The organism is Lacinutrix sp., from assembly GCF_037625555.1.
Classification (GTDB): domain Bacteria; phylum Bacteroidota; class Bacteroidia; order Flavobacteriales; family Flavobacteriaceae; genus Lacinutrix.
On sequence record NZ_JASJHV010000087.1, the window covers coordinates 1 to 17,140 of the forward strand.

The 17,140-nt window shown below is 30.8% G+C and carries 12 protein-coding genes and 1 pseudogene; 7 read left to right on the top strand and 6 right to left on the bottom strand.

Annotated elements, in window-relative coordinates:
• Window positions 1-646: 646 nt before the first annotated feature.
• On the bottom strand, window positions 647-997 hold the full coding sequence (locus QNK89_RS07550) for a hypothetical protein (RefSeq protein WP_340170404.1): 351 nt from the start codon (window positions 995-997) through the stop codon (window positions 647-649).
• A 112-nt stretch (window positions 998-1,109) separates the two neighbouring features.
• The gene (locus tag QNK89_RS07555) at window positions 1,110-3,200 is read right to left on the bottom strand and encodes a S46 family peptidase (RefSeq protein WP_340170405.1); all 2,091 of its coding nucleotides are present in this window, start codon (window positions 3,198-3,200) and stop codon (window positions 1,110-1,112) included.
• Between the two features lie 334 nt (window positions 3,201-3,534).
• On the opposite strand from QNK89_RS07555, the gene QNK89_RS07560 reads away from it, so the two are divergent.
• Window positions 3,535-4,317: a nitrilase family protein gene (locus QNK89_RS07560; RefSeq protein ID WP_340170415.1), complete on the top strand. Its 783-nt coding sequence runs from the start codon at window positions 3,535-3,537 to the stop codon at window positions 4,315-4,317.
• On the opposite strand, the gene QNK89_RS07565 is transcribed toward QNK89_RS07560, so the two are convergent.
• Both QNK89_RS07565 and QNK89_RS07570 read right to left on the bottom strand, forming a co-directional pair.
• A complete protein-coding gene (locus QNK89_RS07565) occupies window positions 4,301-5,947 on the bottom strand; it encodes an Ig-like domain-containing protein (protein WP_340170406.1) in 1,647 nt (548 codons plus the stop codon). The two genes, QNK89_RS07560 and QNK89_RS07565, sit on opposite strands and share 17 nt — an antisense overlap.
• An 86-nt stretch (window positions 5,948-6,033) precedes the next feature.
• Window positions 6,034-6,711 carry a phosphoribosyltransferase family protein gene (locus tag QNK89_RS07570; RefSeq protein WP_340170407.1) on the bottom strand — a complete coding sequence of 226 codons (678 nt, stop codon included), beginning with the start codon at window positions 6,709-6,711 and terminating at the stop codon, window positions 6,034-6,036.
• A 133-nt stretch (window positions 6,712-6,844) separates the two neighbouring features.
• Between QNK89_RS07570 and QNK89_RS07575 the strand changes: the two genes are divergently transcribed.
• Window positions 6,845-7,402, top strand: coding sequence for a methyltransferase (locus tag QNK89_RS07575; RefSeq protein WP_340170408.1), 558 nt, complete (start codon window positions 6,845-6,847; stop codon window positions 7,400-7,402).
• 46 nt (window positions 7,403-7,448) lie between these two features.
• Window positions 7,449-8,990 (top strand): annotated as a pseudogene (locus tag QNK89_RS07580) (glycine--tRNA ligase).
• A gap of 90 nt (window positions 8,991-9,080) precedes the next feature.
• On the opposite strand, the gene QNK89_RS07585 reads toward QNK89_RS07580, so the two are convergent.
• Both QNK89_RS07585 and QNK89_RS07590 read right to left on the bottom strand, forming a co-directional pair.
• Entirely contained in the window at window positions 9,081-9,602 is a 522-nt protein-coding gene (locus QNK89_RS07585; RefSeq protein WP_340170409.1) for a DUF3575 domain-containing protein, read from the bottom strand.
• 269 nt (window positions 9,603-9,871) lie between these two features.
• Window positions 9,872-13,309, bottom strand: coding sequence for a hypothetical protein (locus tag QNK89_RS07590; protein WP_340170410.1), 3,438 nt, complete (start codon window positions 13,307-13,309; stop codon window positions 9,872-9,874).
• A 122-nt stretch (window positions 13,310-13,431) separates the two neighbouring features.
• Between QNK89_RS07590 and QNK89_RS07595 the strand changes: the two genes are divergently transcribed.
• The 4 genes from QNK89_RS07595 to QNK89_RS07610 form a co-directional block, all read left to right on the top strand.
• Window positions 13,432-14,193 carry an exodeoxyribonuclease III gene (locus tag QNK89_RS07595; RefSeq protein WP_340170411.1) on the top strand — a complete coding sequence of 254 codons (762 nt, stop codon included), beginning with the start codon at window positions 13,432-13,434 and terminating at the stop codon, window positions 14,191-14,193.
• An 11-nt stretch (window positions 14,194-14,204) separates the two neighbouring features.
• Window positions 14,205-15,164 (top strand): OmpA family protein, encoded by a 960-nt coding sequence (locus tag QNK89_RS07600; protein ID WP_340170412.1) that lies wholly within the window; start codon window positions 14,205-14,207, stop codon window positions 15,162-15,164.
• A gap of 92 nt (window positions 15,165-15,256) precedes the next feature.
• Window positions 15,257-16,294 (top strand): aldo/keto reductase, encoded by a 1,038-nt coding sequence (locus QNK89_RS07605; RefSeq protein ID WP_340170413.1) that lies wholly within the window; start codon window positions 15,257-15,259, stop codon window positions 16,292-16,294.
• A 165-nt stretch (window positions 16,295-16,459) separates the two neighbouring features.
• Window positions 16,460-17,140 (top strand): choice-of-anchor J domain-containing protein (locus tag QNK89_RS07610; protein ID WP_340170414.1); only part of this gene is annotated, 681 nt, incomplete at its 3' end.

Sequence of the window (17,140 nt, forward strand, 5' to 3'; positions counted from 1 at the left end):
AGAAGACTCAGAGATGAAATATCCTCTCTGATCTGTGATGTGTGCCGCTAACTCTCTTGGAGATAATTCAGGTCTTTCTAATGCAACTTTAACCGTTTTATCAATTAGTTTATCGGGTATTTTATTCCAGAACTTACTTCATTTTCTCTCTTTAGTGCTTTCACCTCTGAAGTATTTGCCTCTCTCAAAGTATCTCCTTACAATCTATGTTTTCCAGCTTCCATAAAGTCCTTACTTCACTTGTAGTATGTTGCAGGGGTTATCCCATGATTCCTGCAAATCTGAGCAATAGAATCCTCTTGTTTAAACCCAGCCAATACAACTGCTATTTTTTCCTTAGAGTTATAACGCTTTCGGGTTTTCCTTTTTAGTTCTTTTATGAACTTTATTGCACTTGTTTTTTCTTCCATTTTTATTAAATTTAAAAGGTTAAAATTAACAAAAACTATATACTAGAATTTTACACTAAACAGTCCACTTTGGTTTGACGGATTATAATATTTATATTGGAAACTTCTTTCCATTTCATTTGTTTCAGTAATTATCTTGCCAATTTTAACTTTATCAAAGCTATTTAATTTGGATATTTTTTCTTTTGCTTTTCTAGCAAAAAGCTCTGTGATTTTGAAGTGGTATTTTTCATGTTTTAACAGTCCTTTACTATTTGTTTATTGTAAACAGAGGAGCGAGAAGGATGAAATAAAGATTCTACAGTAACGGAGTTTTTATTAATATCTGCTTTAATTGTTGTTACAACATAAGCAAATCTCTCATTTCTATATAAAGATTTTTTAAGAAACTCTATGCCTCTAAAATTTTCAAATGTAATAGTGTCAAACTTATCAAAAGTAATTGGCTTTTCATAGTCTAAATAGTTTGTATGACTTAGAGTTGCAAATATTGTAACTGTGACAATTAATAATAGAAAACGGTACTTTAAAAATTTCCAGAATTTTTTTAAAAGTATTTTGTTTTCTTCTTTTCTCTCCTTAGACAAAAGCCACATATGATAAAATACAAGAGAGAAATAAACTAAAAAAATTAGTACTAATATTAATTTGTCATTCATTCATTTATAAAAGCCTTTTAGGTCGAATAGAGTTTTTTATTTACTTCTTCTTAGGATGCACCAATTTCATCTCATCAATCAAACGAGTTGCACCAGCAAATTTATCTACAATAAACAATACATAACGTGCATCTACCATTATGTTTCGGCAAATTTCTGGATCGTAGTTCATGTCGCTCATTGTACCTTCCCAAACACGGTCAAAGTTTAATCCAACTAAGTTTCCATGCGCATCAATTGCTGGACTTCCAGAGTTTCCTCCTGTAGTGTGGTTTGTACCTAAAAAGCAAACAGGTACTTTTCCGTTTTTGTCTGCATATTGTCCGTAATCTTTAGCTTCGTAAAGCTCAATTAATTTTTTTGGTACATCAAACTCGTAATCTCCTGGAACAAATTTTTCAATTGCACCATCAAGATAACTTACAGGATTATAATACACAGCGTCTCTAGGCTCATAACCTCTAACTTGGCCATAAGTAACACGAAGTGTACTATTAGCATCTGGAAAATAACGTGCATTTGGTAATGCTTCCATTAAGGCAGTCATGTATTTTGTTTGTAAAGCTGTAATAGGTTCGTTTTTATTTATGTACTCTGCATTTATAGAATTAAAAAACTCCTCAATCATTGGTTTTGCATAACTGTATGCAGCATCTTCATTAAGTTTTTTAAGTACTTCTGTTGCATTACCATCTAATAATTGTAAAGCAGAATCTAGATTTGTAAATGCTGTGTAATCGTAAATAGTAGCATCTGTATTTTTGTTGTAAAAAGGCATCACATTACTAAAAACACCTCTATCTACTGTTACATCATAGTTTTTGTGAATTCCATTAAGAGTGCCGATTAAACGTTGCTTTGCTCCATCTAAATTATCTGGATTTGCAGTGATTGCTTGTTCCATTTGGTACGCTCTAAACGTCATTTGCATTAACTCATTAGTCACTAAAAAGACTTCAATAAAGTTTCTGCGTTTAATATTTATTGGAGCAAAATCTTTGTAAAGCGCATCAAATTGTGGTAAAATACTTCCATATTTATCAACCAAGTTATTTTCTTTTAAAGCTTTAGTAAAAGAGGCTTCAAAATCACGTCTTTTTGCAACAGCATCACTTTTATCTATTCCAAGGTTTTCTCCTATCCATTTTTTCCAGGCGTTTGCAATACGTGCTTGTTTAGACGCGTATTTAATTCTTACATCATCGCTAGTTTTCATTTTTGCATCTATTACTTTTAATGCAGCTTCACGAATAGCAATGTTTGTAGGATTAAACTCTTTTGTAATATGCTCGATTGCTACAGCAGGTAAATACTCGCTTGTAGTTCCAGGAAAACCAAAAACAAGCGTAAAATCACCTTCTTCTACACCATCTAAAGATATTGGTAAAAAGTGCTTTGGTTTGTATGGCTTATTGTCTTTACTATATTTTGCAGGTCTGTTGTTTTCGTCGGCATAAATACGAAACATAGAAAAATCTCCTGTATGTCTTGGGAAAACCCAATTATCTGTATCGCTACCAAATTTACCAATACTTGTTGGTGGTGCACCAACTAAACGAATATCTTCAAAACGTTCTGTAACAAATAAAAAGTACTGATTACCGTTGTAAAAAGACTTCACTTTTGTGTCTTGCCATGCTTCTTTTGTAGTTGAGCCTTCAACAGCATTACTGTTTTTACTAATTTGAGATTGCTTCTCTTTTTCTTTCATTGTATCGTTTACATTAGCTAAAACTTGAGCTGTTACGTCTTCAATTCTAACTATAAACTCTATATATAACCCTTCATTTGGCAATTCATTTTCAAGATTCTTTGCCCAAAAACCATCTTTTAAATAATCATTTTCTAAAGATGAATGTGATTGAATTTGGCCAAAACCACAATGATGGTTTGTTAAAATTAAACCTTGATCACTTATTATTTCACTAGTACAACCACCATTAAAGTGGCCAATGGCATCTTTAAGGCTAGAATTATTAACATCGTAAATATCTTTAGCAGATAATTTACTTCCTAGATTTGTCATTTCTTCCTCGTTCATGCCTTCTAATAGAGAAGGTATCCACATACCACCTTGTTGTGCAGAAACGTTAATAGTAATAAAAAAGACAATAAATTTTAAGTATTTCATAATAGTTTTGAGTTTTTTCAAGAATAGTATCAAATATAAAAAAATGAGTGCTAAATGTTGTTAAAATGAATCAAATTTATTGAAGACTAAATCTTCATTAATTTTCTAGCTATATTTAGAACATCAAACTTGCATAATATAGAAGTGCGTGACCATTAAAAAACATTAAAATTAACACATGAAACACCAATCTAAATTGCTAAATGTTGGTACTACTATTTTTTCGGTAATGAGCGCATTTTCGAACAAGCACAATGCTATTAATATGTCTCAAGGTTTTCCTAATTTTAAAAGCGACCAGAAATTAATTGATTTAGTGTCTCTTGATTATAATATGCAAGAGGATTTAAAAATAGTAATAATACAATCTAATTTGGTTTGGGAGAATCCTTTCCAAAATAGAGTTAATCTTAATAGAAAGATAGAATCTATTTCACAATCTGTAGATTTAATAATTCTTCCAGAAATGTTCACTTCTGGTTTTACAATTAACCCAGAAACTGTTGCTGAAACTCTTAATGGTGAAACTGTACATTGGATGATTTCTGTATCAAAAAGAAAAAACGCTGCAATTGTTGGAAGTATTGTTATTGCAGAAAACAACAACTTTTATAATCGATTACTTTTTGTTTCTCCAAATGGGCAAATATCACAATACAATAAAAGGCATGGATTTTCTTTAGCAGGTGAAGATAAAGTCTATACTTCTGGAACAGAAAAAGTAATAATAGAGTACAAAGGCTGGAAAATTTGTCCGCAAATATGCTACGATCTTCGCTTTCCAGTTTGGGCAAGAAACACAGAAAATTACGATGTTTTGCTTTATGTTGCAAACTGGCCAAAGCCAAGAATAGCAGCTTGGGACACCTTATTAAAAGCTAGAGCTATAGAAAACATGAGTTATTGTATAGGTGTAAATAGAGTAGGACTAGATGCTAATAATTATGAATATCCAGGACATTCTGCTGTTTACGATGTTTTAGGTGGAAAACTCACTTTAGAAAATACCAATAAAGAGTCTGTAGAAATAGTAACACTTACTAAAACTCACATAGAAAAAAAACGAAAACATTTAGGCTTTTTAAACGACAGAGATACTTTTAGTCTAACAGTATAAGCATTGTAACTTCATCGAATCCTGCCGTTCCTTCTATTATATCTGGATGATAACTAACACGTTCTGGTTGTATACCTTTTAGGTAATCTCCAGTATCGTATTTTCCGTTTTTATTACTATCGTAAATAACACGTAAATAGAATTTTTTAGGCTCTAGAAATCTAAAATCCACAGGTTGTGGTTTATCTATGTATTGTTCTGCCATGACTTCAAAATTAGAATCTGTAAGTTGAACAATAACAGGATATTTTGCATTTTCAAGTATAATTCTAGAATTAAAAAACTGATATTCTGTTTGTGTTTTTAGGCTATAATTAAGCGTGTCGTTTGTGTTTTCAAACAAATCTGTTAATGCGTTTGGAAGCATTTGTATTCTATATTGGTTGTCTTGAGTTTTTTTAAACTTAAAAGCATAACTGTTTTTTAAACTATCGTATTCTGTTTTAAAGGCTACTAACGAAGAATCTTTATCTCTAATAGATATTTTTGTTTTATCAATGTTTTCAAATGGAATATTTGCAGATAAATATAGGTCTTTTTCAATACCAATATTACCTTTAGGACTCGAGTTTACAACTAAAGAATCACGTTCTTTATCTTTTATTCTAACAGTAAAAGTATCTACTACTTTTTGGTTAGTGATTTTAAAAATAAGAGAGTCGACCTTTAATCGTGGATTATAGAAATAGTAAAGAGAATCGGTTTTATTATTTTTATAATAGCGTCCTTTAAAGCTATCTGTAACCTTAGAGAAGAGTTCTATTTTGGTGTTTTTATAATCGCCTTCATATCCAAAAATAATTTTTTCTCCAGCAACTAAACTTGGTTTTGAAGCTCTATAATTAGGTTCTTCGGCAAATAACTCCAGCTCAAAAGTTTTAGAGGTATCTTGAGGAAGTGTAATAGGTGTTTCGTAAAACGCTATTTTTTCTGTCTTTTGCTGAAACTTATTATCGCTATTATTATCCTTTAAAGCACGAAGCATGTATTTACCAGCTTTTACATTTTCTATTCTAAAATTTGTAGTGCTATCCAACGTATTGGTGATATAATTGGGTTGGGTTTTGTAAATTAAAGAATCTGTATAGGTCGAGTCTAGTTCATATAATCCTACAGAAACAAAATCGTCTACATCAAATCTTAAAGCGTCCTTAATACCTCCTTTTACAGAAAGAGAATCTATAAAATCTCCAGTAGAGAAAACATATCTGAAATATTTAAAAGGGTTTTCTTCGTTATTATCTACAATACTATTTCCAAAATTAAAAGCATAAGTGGTGTTTGGTTGTAGCGTATCGAAAATTTTAATGGTAATGTGTTTACTTGCAGAACCTAAAGGTGTAATATTTGGCTGTGTATTCATTGGAGGAGAAATTACCAATTGCCTACTAAGATTTTTTGTTTTAATATACTCATCAAAGTAAATTCTAATTTCGTCTCCTTTAAAATTTGTGGTATAATTTTCTGGAACAGATTTTAAAATTACCGGTGGTAAAACATCTTTTTCTCCACCACTAGGAGAGCCTCTATTGGCACAACTAGCAATAATAAGTGCTATTGCAATAAAAAATAAAGTATTATAAAACTTGTTTTGCATGCTTCTAATTAATTGTTCGCAAAATAACAACATATTTGTAAAGTAACATAAATAGAAAGGTATTAAACAGTCTATTTATAAAGAATTTAACACACAGAACATAATTAGCAAACTACAAATCAAGCTATTGCTATGGTGGCAATACTAATTTTTATATTTTCGGCTTTTACTAATTCTTGTATACAAGCCTCTAAAGTGGCTCCTGTAGTTATAATATCGTCTACTAGCAGAATATGTTTTCCTGCAATTTTGTGTGTATTAGCTAGAGCAAATAAATCGTTTTTACCAGTCCAACGTGAAAATCTATTTTTTGTAACTTGAGAAGAAGTATTTGTTACTTTTATTAATACATCATCCATATATTCTACCTTAAGACTTTTAGCTATTTCTTTACCAAATTTAGAGACTTGATTGTAACCTCTACTTTTTAGTTTCTTTTTATGTAATGGTACAGGAATTACAATATCTATAGTTGTATAATCTACACAATGGCTTAATTCTGTACCTAACCAAGCACCTAAAAAACTACCAATTTGTTGTTGCTCTCTATATTTTAGTTGATGGATTAATTGTTGTGTGATGCTTTTTTTTTCAAAATGAAGTAAAGCAGTACCATTTTCAATTTTAGCTCTTCCAAAAAACAGTTTAGATATAAAATTACTTTTATCTAAATGATAATTAGTTAATGGAAGCTTATGTCTGCAAGTTGTACACAAGTATTTTTCGTTATCAATAAGTTGTAATTGACACGTTAAACAAACCTTTGGGAAGAATATATTTAAAAGCGCTTTAAGCATTTACCTTCTAAAATACGTTAAGTATTTGTTTTTTATATACATTTTCTAAATTTAAATAGAATTTAAAATAGAATTTAAAATAGAAGAAATAATAATCTTATATTCGTTTAAAATTTTTTAAACCACTTGTTTTTTGAATAAAATAAATTTTTTAAAAGAATCGCTAAAAAACATTAGAACATCTGGAACTTTATTTCCAAGCTCAAGATTTTTGGTTTCTAAACTATTGAAAGGTGTAGATTTTAAAACAGCAAAATTAATAGTAGAATTTGGACCAGGAAATGGTATAATAACTAACAATATATTAAACTCTTTACAGCCAGATGCAAAACTTATAATTTTTGAAATAAACGATAATTTTTACAATGCACTTTTAAAAATAGACGATAATAGGTTAGTTGTTGTAAAGCAATCTGCAGATACTGTAATAGAAGTAATTAAAGCACACAATTTTGAAAACGCAGATTATATTATTTCAAGTCTTCCATTAACAAATATGCCAAAAACAATTACAACATCTATTTTGAATAATGCTTATAATTGTTTAAAATCTAAAGGTTGTTTTTTTCAATACCAATATAGCTTAACCTATTATTCTAATTTAAAAGAGACTTTTAAAGGTAAAATATCTTTAAGTTTCGAGTCTTTAAACATTCCTCCAGCATTTATCTATACTTGCCAAAAAGACTAAACGTTTTTGGTTGCACACTTTTATTTATGTTTTATCTTTGCGAACTATGGCAAATCAAGAGGACAAATTTAAAAAAGTAATCTCTCACGCAAAAGAGTATGGTTACGTATTCCAGAGTAGTGAAATTTACGATGGACTAAGTGCAGTTTACGATTACGCACAAAATGGTGTGGAATTAAAAAAGAATATTCGAGACTATTGGTGGAAAGCCATGGTGCAAATGCATGATAATATTGTAGGTTTAGATGCTGCTATATTTATGCATCCAAAGACATGGAAAGCCTCTGGTCACGTAGATGCGTTTAGCGATCCATTAATAGATAATAAAGATTCTAAAAAACGCTACAGAGCAGATGTTCTAGTTGAAGATTATTGCGCTAAAATTGAAACCAAAATAGAAAAAGAAGTCAAAAAAGCCGAAAAACGTTTTGGAGACGTCTTTAATAAAGAAGAGTTTTTAGCAACTAACGGAAGAGTTTTAGCAAATCAAGAAAAAATAAATACTATTTTAAAACGTTTAGGAAAATCTCTTGAAGCAGAAGATTTAGTAGATGTAAAAGCGTTAATAGAAGAATTAGAAATAGCAGACCCATTAACAGGAAGTAGAAACTGGACAGAAGTTAAGCAGTTTAATTTAATGTTTGGTACTAAATTAGGTGCTAGTGCAGAAAGTGCTATGGACTTGTATTTAAGACCAGAAACTGCACAAGGTATTTTTGTAAACTTTTTAAACGTACAGAAAACTGGTCGAATGAAAATTCCTTTTGGCATTGCACAAACATGAAAAGCCTTTAGAAACGAAATTGTTGCCAGACAATTTATTTTTAGAATGCGTGAGTTTGAGCAAATGGAAATGCAATTTTTTATAAAACCAGGCACACAAAAAGAATGGTTTAATTACTGGAAAGAAACCAGAATGAAATGGCATAATTCTTTAGGTTTAGGAGATGATAATTATCGTTTTCATGACCATGAAAAATTAGCTCATTATGCAGATGCAGCAACAGATATTGAGTTTAAATTTCCATTTGGTTTTAAAGAACTAGAAGGCATACACTCGCGTACAGATTTCGATTTAAAAGCACACGAAGAAGCTTCAGGAAAGAAATTACAATATTTCGATCATGAAGACAATGCTAACTACACACCATACGTTTTAGAAACCTCTATTGGTTTAGATCGTATGTTTTTAGCAGTGTTTTCTAATGCCTTAGAAGAAGAAGAATTAGATAATAATACAACTAGAACCGTTTTAAAATTACCAGCAGTTTTAGCACCTTTTAAAGCAGCCGTTTTACCATTGGTTAAAAAGGATGGTTTACCAGATATTGCACAAAAAATTGTAGACGATTTAAAATGGGATTTTAATATAGCTTACGACGAAAAAGACGCAGTAGGTAGACGTTATAGAAGGCAAGATGCAAACGGAACACCTTTTTGTATAACAGTAGATCACGACACTTTAGAAGATAATACAGTAACTATTAGACATAGAGACACCATGGAGCAATCTCGTGTTAAAATTGAAGATTTAAGAGACATTATCAAGAAGGAGGTTGATGTAAAAACTTGGTTAATTAAGATGTAATAACAAATTCCTTTTTAGTGAGATAACATCATAATAAAAAACGCTCGATTATTTAATAACCGAGCGTTTTTTTTATTTGAAGACTTTTTTTTAAAACCCATAACCAACAGTAACTCCAATTTTCCCAACTAAATCATCGCCATTCTCGTTACCATTAAACAAATTTCTACCTATACCTCCATTTAGTTCACCAATAAAACTACTACTAGTTACCCACTTTCCACCAAGACCAATACCTAAAGCAAAATCGGTTGTGTTTTTTTCTTCGGTAACAAATATTGGATCTGGACCAGTTAAAAAAGAAGTTTCATACCTCTTAATAGAACTTAATAAACAAAAGCCTTCAACAAAAAATCCTGATGCATATTTATCTCCAAAATATATTCTATAGTAAGGCGAGATATAGAAATTGATGTCTTCATTTATCTCTTCGTCTATTGGTACAAAAAGCGATACACCAACTCCAGATTCTTCGGTTAAAGTAAGTTCAAAAGTAACTTCTAAAGCACCAAAAACCAGGTATAAACCATTAACTTTTAATTCGTTAAAGTTTACAGGCGTGTTTTCCTCCTTTGTGGTTTCTTGTGCAATTACAGTTATAACACTAAACAATATTGCAGATATTATTAATATTTTTTTATGGCTATTTTTATTTAATTGCTTTCACAAATAGAGTAGCAATATAATACAGTTTAAAGATTTTACTTACTTAAAACTGTACGTCTTCATACCAAAGTGCTAAATTTTGAAATATCCTCAGAAGTTATATTGAAACTTTGAAAAAGAATCAAAAAAAAATACGATATGACAATTAATTTACTCATTAAGTGTCAAATTTACAAATTTTAAAACACTAGTAGGTAACAAGTGTTACAATCTGCTTAAAAATAAGCTTTTAATTGCACATTTCCAGTGTGAATAGTTTTGCTGGTCTCTGTTTTTCGACCAAAATAAGTAAGATTTAAATCTAAAAATTTAGTTATTTTTTGCTGTGCTAATACACTCCAAGTTAAGTTTTTTCCTGGTTGTAAACCTTCTAACATTTGGTAGCCAACAGGAGAGTTAGCATTTCCTGTAAACGAATTGGAAAAGATGTTTAATTCACCAGATATAGCAGATTTCACGTTTTTGGTAAACGCAAAAGAGAATCCGTATTTTTGCTGGTTTAAGGTCTCAAAATCACCAATAGTATTTTCTTTATTTGTGTATTGATAAAATAGATCGAAACGAATATTATCACTTAGTAAATAAGACAATTTTGGATTGAAGCGTTCTTCGTTTATTTTAAAATTTTTAGTCACAAAATTTTCGCTTTCGCTTTCATTTTTATCTAAACCTGTTAGCATATTAATAAGCCAGCTTGTAGCAAATTTATGATTGAAATTTAATTGATGACTACTTAAACTGTTAGCAATAAAACCTACTGTTAATACATTTCTAGTTTGGTTATTTAAGTAAGTATAAGAAGTGGTATACTTTTGTTTTCCACGATTGTAAAAGAGTACATTTCTAAAATTAAGTTGCAACCCTAACTCTGTTTCTTCATCATTTTTAAAAGGATTAATATTAAAAGCATTGCCTTCTCGTTTAATTTTACGGTCTAATAAATAACTACTTTGGTTATAAAAATGAGACCAAAATTTTTTGCTTTTCCTCTCTTCGTTTACCCAAGTTCCTGGATTTAATGTAATCGATTGGCTTAGTCTATTTTGATGTGTTTTTATAAAAACTTGATTAGGTAGCAGGACTCTTATATACTGTCCTTGATCTTGAAATTGAGCAATTTCAAATTCTTCTAATTCTTGAATACCATTGCCATTATAATCTATCCAAGTGTACGCTCCTTGTCCTGGTTCAACTTCCACATATGTAAAATCTTGTTGTGCTAAGGTTCCAGAATTAGTCTCGAAAACCGTATTCCAATTTATTATATTATTAAAAAATTGTTGACTATAAGTCAACCTAGAGTTTAAAGACTGCTCGTCTTCTAAATCTTCATCTGTATTGTTTAGGGTTCTATAATTAGCGTATAGTGATAAATTGGTACGTTCGTTTTTAATAATTCGATAGTTTAGATAGTAGGTGTTAGATTTATTTACACGTTGTAAATTGTTATTTCTTAAACTATCGTTAACTCTATATTTATAGCCAATTTCTGCAAAAACACCTGTGCTGTCTCCAACTCCTGTAAAAATCTCGTAGGCTTTAAAGCGCTGACTTAAATCGGTAAAGTTATTTGTAACCACTTCTTTTTGCTCGTTGTTCTCTGCAGAAAATCCACCACCAGCCCAACTTTTAGAAAAACTATAACGTGCTCTATTATTTGTGCGCAGGAAAGTAGAAGTTGCTAATGTAGCATTACTGTTTAGTATACTTGTGTTTGTAGAAAAAGATAGTTTATTGTTTAAAAACAGCCTAGCATTTACAGTATGTTTATTTCCTGAAAAATTTTCTGAAAAGCCAAGATGCTCAAATAAATAATTAGCAGTCCCTTTTTTATTATGAAACGCTTTTGTTCCTGCAATAAATAAAACTTGATCACCAAAGTTAGAGTTTAGTCCATTAGTGGTAGTTGCATTAATATTCCAGTCTCTATTAAATTCTGGATTATATAAACCTTGAATATTCCTAAATTCTTGTTGAATAAAATCTGTATCTACAAAAGCATCCAAATTCCACAAACTACCCTGTTTAATAAGAGATTGTTTTACGTTTATTTTTGCAGCAAAGCCATTATTATCATTATCGTTTAAACTAGAAAATAAGTTTAAGTCATTTTTACTTCCAGCTAATTCAAAAGTTATTGCTGTTTTCTCCGTTGGTATATAACTACCATTAACAACTGCTATTTGGAGTTTTACAGGAGCCACTAATTGTACAATAGGTTCAAAGTTACCTTGCTTAACGCCTAAAACTGGTGCAACATACTCATAAATGGTATTTATAGCATTAATATTACTAATTATATAATCACCTAAATTAGCGCCAACATTAGTAAAACGAACACTAAAAAGAGTGTCGTCTGGATTATTAGAGAAGACAAAGGTTTCCTCTCCATTAATAATTTCTTTTTTATAGAGAATTCTATTTTCGTTAAAGGCCTCTTCTATACTTGAAGGTGCTACCATTTGAGCTCTATTATCACCAGCTTCACCAAGAATGCCTACTTGTTCGGGAGATAAGTTTTGCTGTAATGGATTGTTTTTAGCATCGTTTTCAGAATAAACAGAAGCTCCAATTTTTAATTTTTCAGAACTATAGCTTCCTCCTGCATAAGCAACCAAACGCGAGTAATTTCTATCGCTAAACTGGTAGTCTACAGTAATTCTCATCTCACTTGTTATTGGAAATGTTGAATTAAAAACAATCTCACCAGCATTATAGTCTATAATATAATCTTCGTTTTCACCTCTTTCAACTATAATTCCATTAACATAAACAATTTCACTCCCTGATACTATAAGCACAAATAACTCACCATTTTGGCCTTGTAACTTATAAGGACCTTGGTTTCCTTCTTGTGCTGTAAACTGGCTAGTTGTAAATTGTCCACGCACCAAAGCTCCTGCTGCAAAAAGGTTAGTCTCATTATCCTCATCTCCTAATCTTGCTTTTAACGATAGTCCTTGAACGCGTTTAGAATACTCTGCAAAGTAAGAGTCTTTGTTTTCTAAGTCTACATCACCAGCTCTAATATTCCATCTGTCACTAAAAATTTCAACAAAAACTTGATCAAATTCATCTAATCTTTGAGAGTAACCACTTTCTTGTAAAGGAATATTTGCATCTTGAATAGAAGCACGAAGCGATACATTATCGTTAAGTTTTCCTGTAATTTGGAGGTCTAATTCACTATTTAGTACAGAGTTTTGGTTGTTACCAATGGTTACTCCTCTAGATATACTTCCACTGGTGGTTAGTCCATCAAAAGGAGTAAAAATATCGCCTGTGTTAGATTGCTTTATTCTATAAAGTTTATTTGTTTTATTGTTGTTTTCAACAATAATAGCTTCATCAAATTGCTGGTAAGTTTTTGTTAAATACTCTGGATATTTAAGGTAATTTATAACAATTGAATCTTCTTGGATATTTTTTTTAAAAGTTAAAATAGATTTTGAGAAATCTACAGAATAAAAGGTAGTATCAATTACAGAGTTATCTTTTCGTTTTATTGAAAATAAATTTGGGTTAATACTTACACTATCTATTACAATGGTTTTATTTACAGTTACTGTTTTTTGTTTCAAATTTGTGCTACGCTCTTGAGCATGCGAAACAATTCCGAAGAAAAAAACAAAAAGAGTTATTGTAAACTTCATATAGTACTTAAACTAAAAACATAACGAATTATTTTGTTAATAGTTTGTGTTTAATTTAAATGTTATTTAATGTTGTAAAAGTAACGCATTATTTATTTTTGCAGAAATTACAAATACAAATTATGAAAATCATCTCTTACAACGTGAATGGAATACGTGCTGCAATAAAAAAAGGCTTTATAGATTGGCTAATTAGTAGCAATGCAGATGTGGTATGTTTGCAAGAAATTAAGGCCATGGAAGAACAGTTAGATTTATCGCTTTTTGAGGAAGCAGGTTACAAATTTAACTATTGGTATAGTGCGCAAAAAAAAGGATATAGTGGTGTTGCTATTTTAAGTAAAATAGAGCCAAACCATGTGGAATATGGAACAGGAATAGAAACTATGGATTTTGAAGGACGAAATATTCGTGCAGATTATGATGATGTTTCATTAATGAGTATGTATTTGCCATCTGGTACAAATATGGATAGATTAGAGTTTAAGCTGAATTATATGGCAGAAATTCAAAACTATATAAACGATTTAAAAGTAACGATTCCAAATCTTGTAGTTTGTGGAGATTATAATATTTGTCATGAAGCAATAGATATTCATAATCCTAAAATGAAAAATGTTTCAGGTTTCTTACCTGTTGAAAGAGAATGGCTTGCCGATTTTATTGAAAGTGGTCTATTAGATTCTTTTCGTTATTTAAATCCAGAACGCGTAGAGTATAGTTGGTGGAGTTATCGAGCAAACTCAAGGGCAAATAATAAAGGATGGCGTTTAGATTATGCAATGGTAACAAAACCACTACAAGATAAAATAAAAAGAGCCGTTATACTTACTGAAGCAAAACATAGCGACCATTGTCCTATATTACTTGAATTAGAAAATTAAAAAAACTAAAAATGAAAAATAAATTTATAGTTACGGCCATATTATTAGCAACGTTAACATCATGTGTTTCTCCAAAAGTCTATAAAAATTTAGAAGATAAATACGCCACCTTAAAAAAGGAGAATAGGAGTTTACAGGATGAATATGATGCTTTATTGAAAGAAAAAAACAAAGCAGATAATGAGTTAAAACAAGCTAGTGATAATTATGATGCAGCTGTAGATGATAAATATATTTTAAAAGGCCAATATGAAGCATTGTTGAATGAGCATGAGAATCTAAAAAACTCTTATGAAGCTCTAGAGGCTAACAGCTCTTCGGCTATTGCTGCCAATTCAAAAAAGAATCGTGAGTTATTAGCACAATTGGAAGCTAAAGAACAAGCATTAGCCTCAGAAAACGATAGATTAGAAAATTTAAAAAAGGAATTAGAAGTAAGATCCAATAGAGTTGCAGAGTTAGAAAATGTAATTGCAGCTAAAGATGCAGCAATGACAAATCTAAAAAACGCAATTTCAAATGCATTAACAGATTTTGAAGGAAAAGGGTTAACAGTAGAACAAAGAAATGGAAAAGTTTACGTATCTATGGAGAACAAATTGTTATTTAACTCCGGAAGCTGGGCAGTTGGTGTGGAAGGTAAGAAGGCAGTAAAACAATTAGGAATCGTATTAGGTGAAAACCCTGAAATAGCTGTTTTGATAGAAGGTCATACAGATAATGCGCCTTACACAGGAACAGCACAAATTAAAGGAAATTGGGATTTATCTACAAAAAGAGCGACAACAATAGTAGAAATTTTACAAGAGAATGAAAGTATTAATCCAGAAAATCTTACTGCAGCAGGTAGAGGAGAATTTTCGCCAATTGCTGGTAATGATTCCGCTGAAGGGAAAGCCAAAAACAGACGTATTGAGGTTATACTAACACCCAAGCTTGATGAGATTTCAAAGTTGTTAGGCGATAATTAAATCATTAATAATTAACAAATATTTAGACCTTTCTTCATGTAAAACGTTGAAAGGTCTTTTTATATTTATAAAAAATTTAAGATCCATTTTTCATGAAATATACAACACTACCAAATACAGATATAAAAGTAAGTAAAATTTGTCTAGGCTCTATGACTTGGGGAAATCAAAACACAGAAGCTCAAAGTCATTTACAATTAGATTATGCATTAGATCAAGGTGTAAATTTTATTGATACAGCAGAGTTGTATCCAGTTCCTGCAACAAAAGAAACACAAGGAGCGACTAGTAAAATTATTGGAACGTGGCTTAAAAAAACAGGAAAAAGAGATAAAGTGATTTTAGCGTCAAAAATTGCAGGAGGAGGAGACTATACAGCACATATTCGAACTACAGGTTTTAGTAAACAAAGTATTAAAGATGCAGTAAACAATGAATTAATTAGATTACAAACAGACTACATAGATTTATTTCAATTACACTGGCCAGAAAGAACTACAAATACTTTTGGCGTTAGAGATTATCAACACAGTCCAAAGGATGTCTGGCAAGATAATTTTAAAGAAGTTTTAGAGAGCTTGAATGAAGTAATCAAGGAAGGTAAAGTTCGTAACATAGGCTTGTCTAATGAAAAAGCTTGGGGAACTATGCGCTATCTTGAAGAATCAAGAAAAAATAAACTGCCAAGACCGCTAACCATTCAAAATGCTTACTCACTTATAAATCGTGTATACGAAGGTGATATGGCAGAAATATCTATGAGAGAAAATATTGGTTTATTAGTGTATTCTCCGATGGCATTTGGTGTGCTCTCAGGAAAGTATATAAATAATACGGCTACCGAAGATTCGAGACTAAAGTTATTTCCAAGATTTGCAAGGTATAGTAGTGAACAAGCGACAAAAGCAACTAAAAAATATTTAGATTTAGCTGAAGCAAATAATATGTCCTTAGCACAAATGTCTTTAGCTTTTGTAAATCAAAGAGAATTTGTAACTAGTAACATTATTGGAGCTACAAATTTAGTGCAACTCAAAGAAAATATTGATAGTATAAATCTTGATTTAAATGAAGCTATTTTAAATAGTATAAATGAGATTCATAATGTAATTCCTAACCCTGCACCTTAAAAGCTGATTTCTCTTTTAAATTTTAACAAATTAAGAAACATTTCTCATATTAAGTTTTTAAACGTTGATATTAGTATTTAGTCTATAATATTAAGCTAATAGATATTTAAATTATTTTTTTATTTAGTTTAGTAAATTAATTAAACGAATTGAAAATTAGCAACAATGAGAAAAATCACATCTTTATTGGTTTTGTTGACTCTATTAATAGGTCTTAATACCAACGCGCAAACGTATTTAACAGAAAATTTTGATGCAGACATCCCAGCAACTTGGACAGTAACTGATGCTGGTGGAGCGACAGGAGATTCATGGGTTTCAGGACAGCAAGGAGGCGCAAACAGTTTAGATGGCACCAATGTTGCCATTGTAGATAGTGATGCCAATGGAAATGGTACATTACTTATAGAAACCTTAACTTCTCCTGCATTCGATACTAATGGAGCAACAGAAATTTTTTTAGATTTCGATCAGTTCTACAATAATATTGGTACAGATACTGCAGTTGTAGAGGTTTGGGATGGAGCAGCTTGGGTTGCAGTTTTAACGCAAACAGCAGATATTGGTGCTTTTAATGCTCCAGATGAGCAACATATTAATATTACAGCCTTTTCTAATCCAGCAATGCAAGTTCGTTTTGTATATAATGATGCAGATTCTTGGGCTTGGTATTGGTTAATAGATAATGTCGCTATATACAATGCCACTTGTCCTAACCCAGATAATTTAACTTTTATTAGTTCTACTTCTACAACAGCTAACTTATCATGGACATTAGGTGGTACAGAAACAGCTTGGGAAATAGCAGTACAAACTCAAGGAACAGGTTTACCAACTGGAGCAGGA

Bases quoted from the DNA above. Each gene is read 5' to 3' on its own strand.
- QNK89_RS07555 (WP_340170405.1), bottom strand. From the start codon at position 3,200: ATGAAATACTTAAAATTTATTGTCTTTTTTATTACTATTAACGTTTCT.
- QNK89_RS07560 (WP_340170415.1), top strand. From the start codon at position 3,535: ATGCAAGAGGATTTAAAAATAGTAATAATACAATCTAATTTGGTTTGG.
- QNK89_RS07565 (WP_340170406.1), bottom strand. From the start codon at position 5,947: ATGTTGTTATTTTGCGAACAATTAATTAGAAGCATGCAAAACAAGTTT.
- QNK89_RS07570 (WP_340170407.1), bottom strand. From the start codon at position 6,711: ATGCTTAAAGCGCTTTTAAATATATTCTTCCCAAAGGTTTGTTTAACG.
- QNK89_RS07590 (WP_340170410.1), bottom strand. From the start codon at position 13,309: ATGAAGTTTACAATAACTCTTTTTGTTTTTTTCTTCGGAATTGTTTCG.
- QNK89_RS07595 (WP_340170411.1), top strand. From the start codon at position 13,432: ATGAAAATCATCTCTTACAACGTGAATGGAATACGTGCTGCAATAAAA.
- QNK89_RS07600 (WP_340170412.1), top strand. From the start codon at position 14,205: ATGAAAAATAAATTTATAGTTACGGCCATATTATTAGCAACGTTAACA.
- QNK89_RS07605 (WP_340170413.1), top strand. From the start codon at position 15,257: ATGAAATATACAACACTACCAAATACAGATATAAAAGTAAGTAAAATT.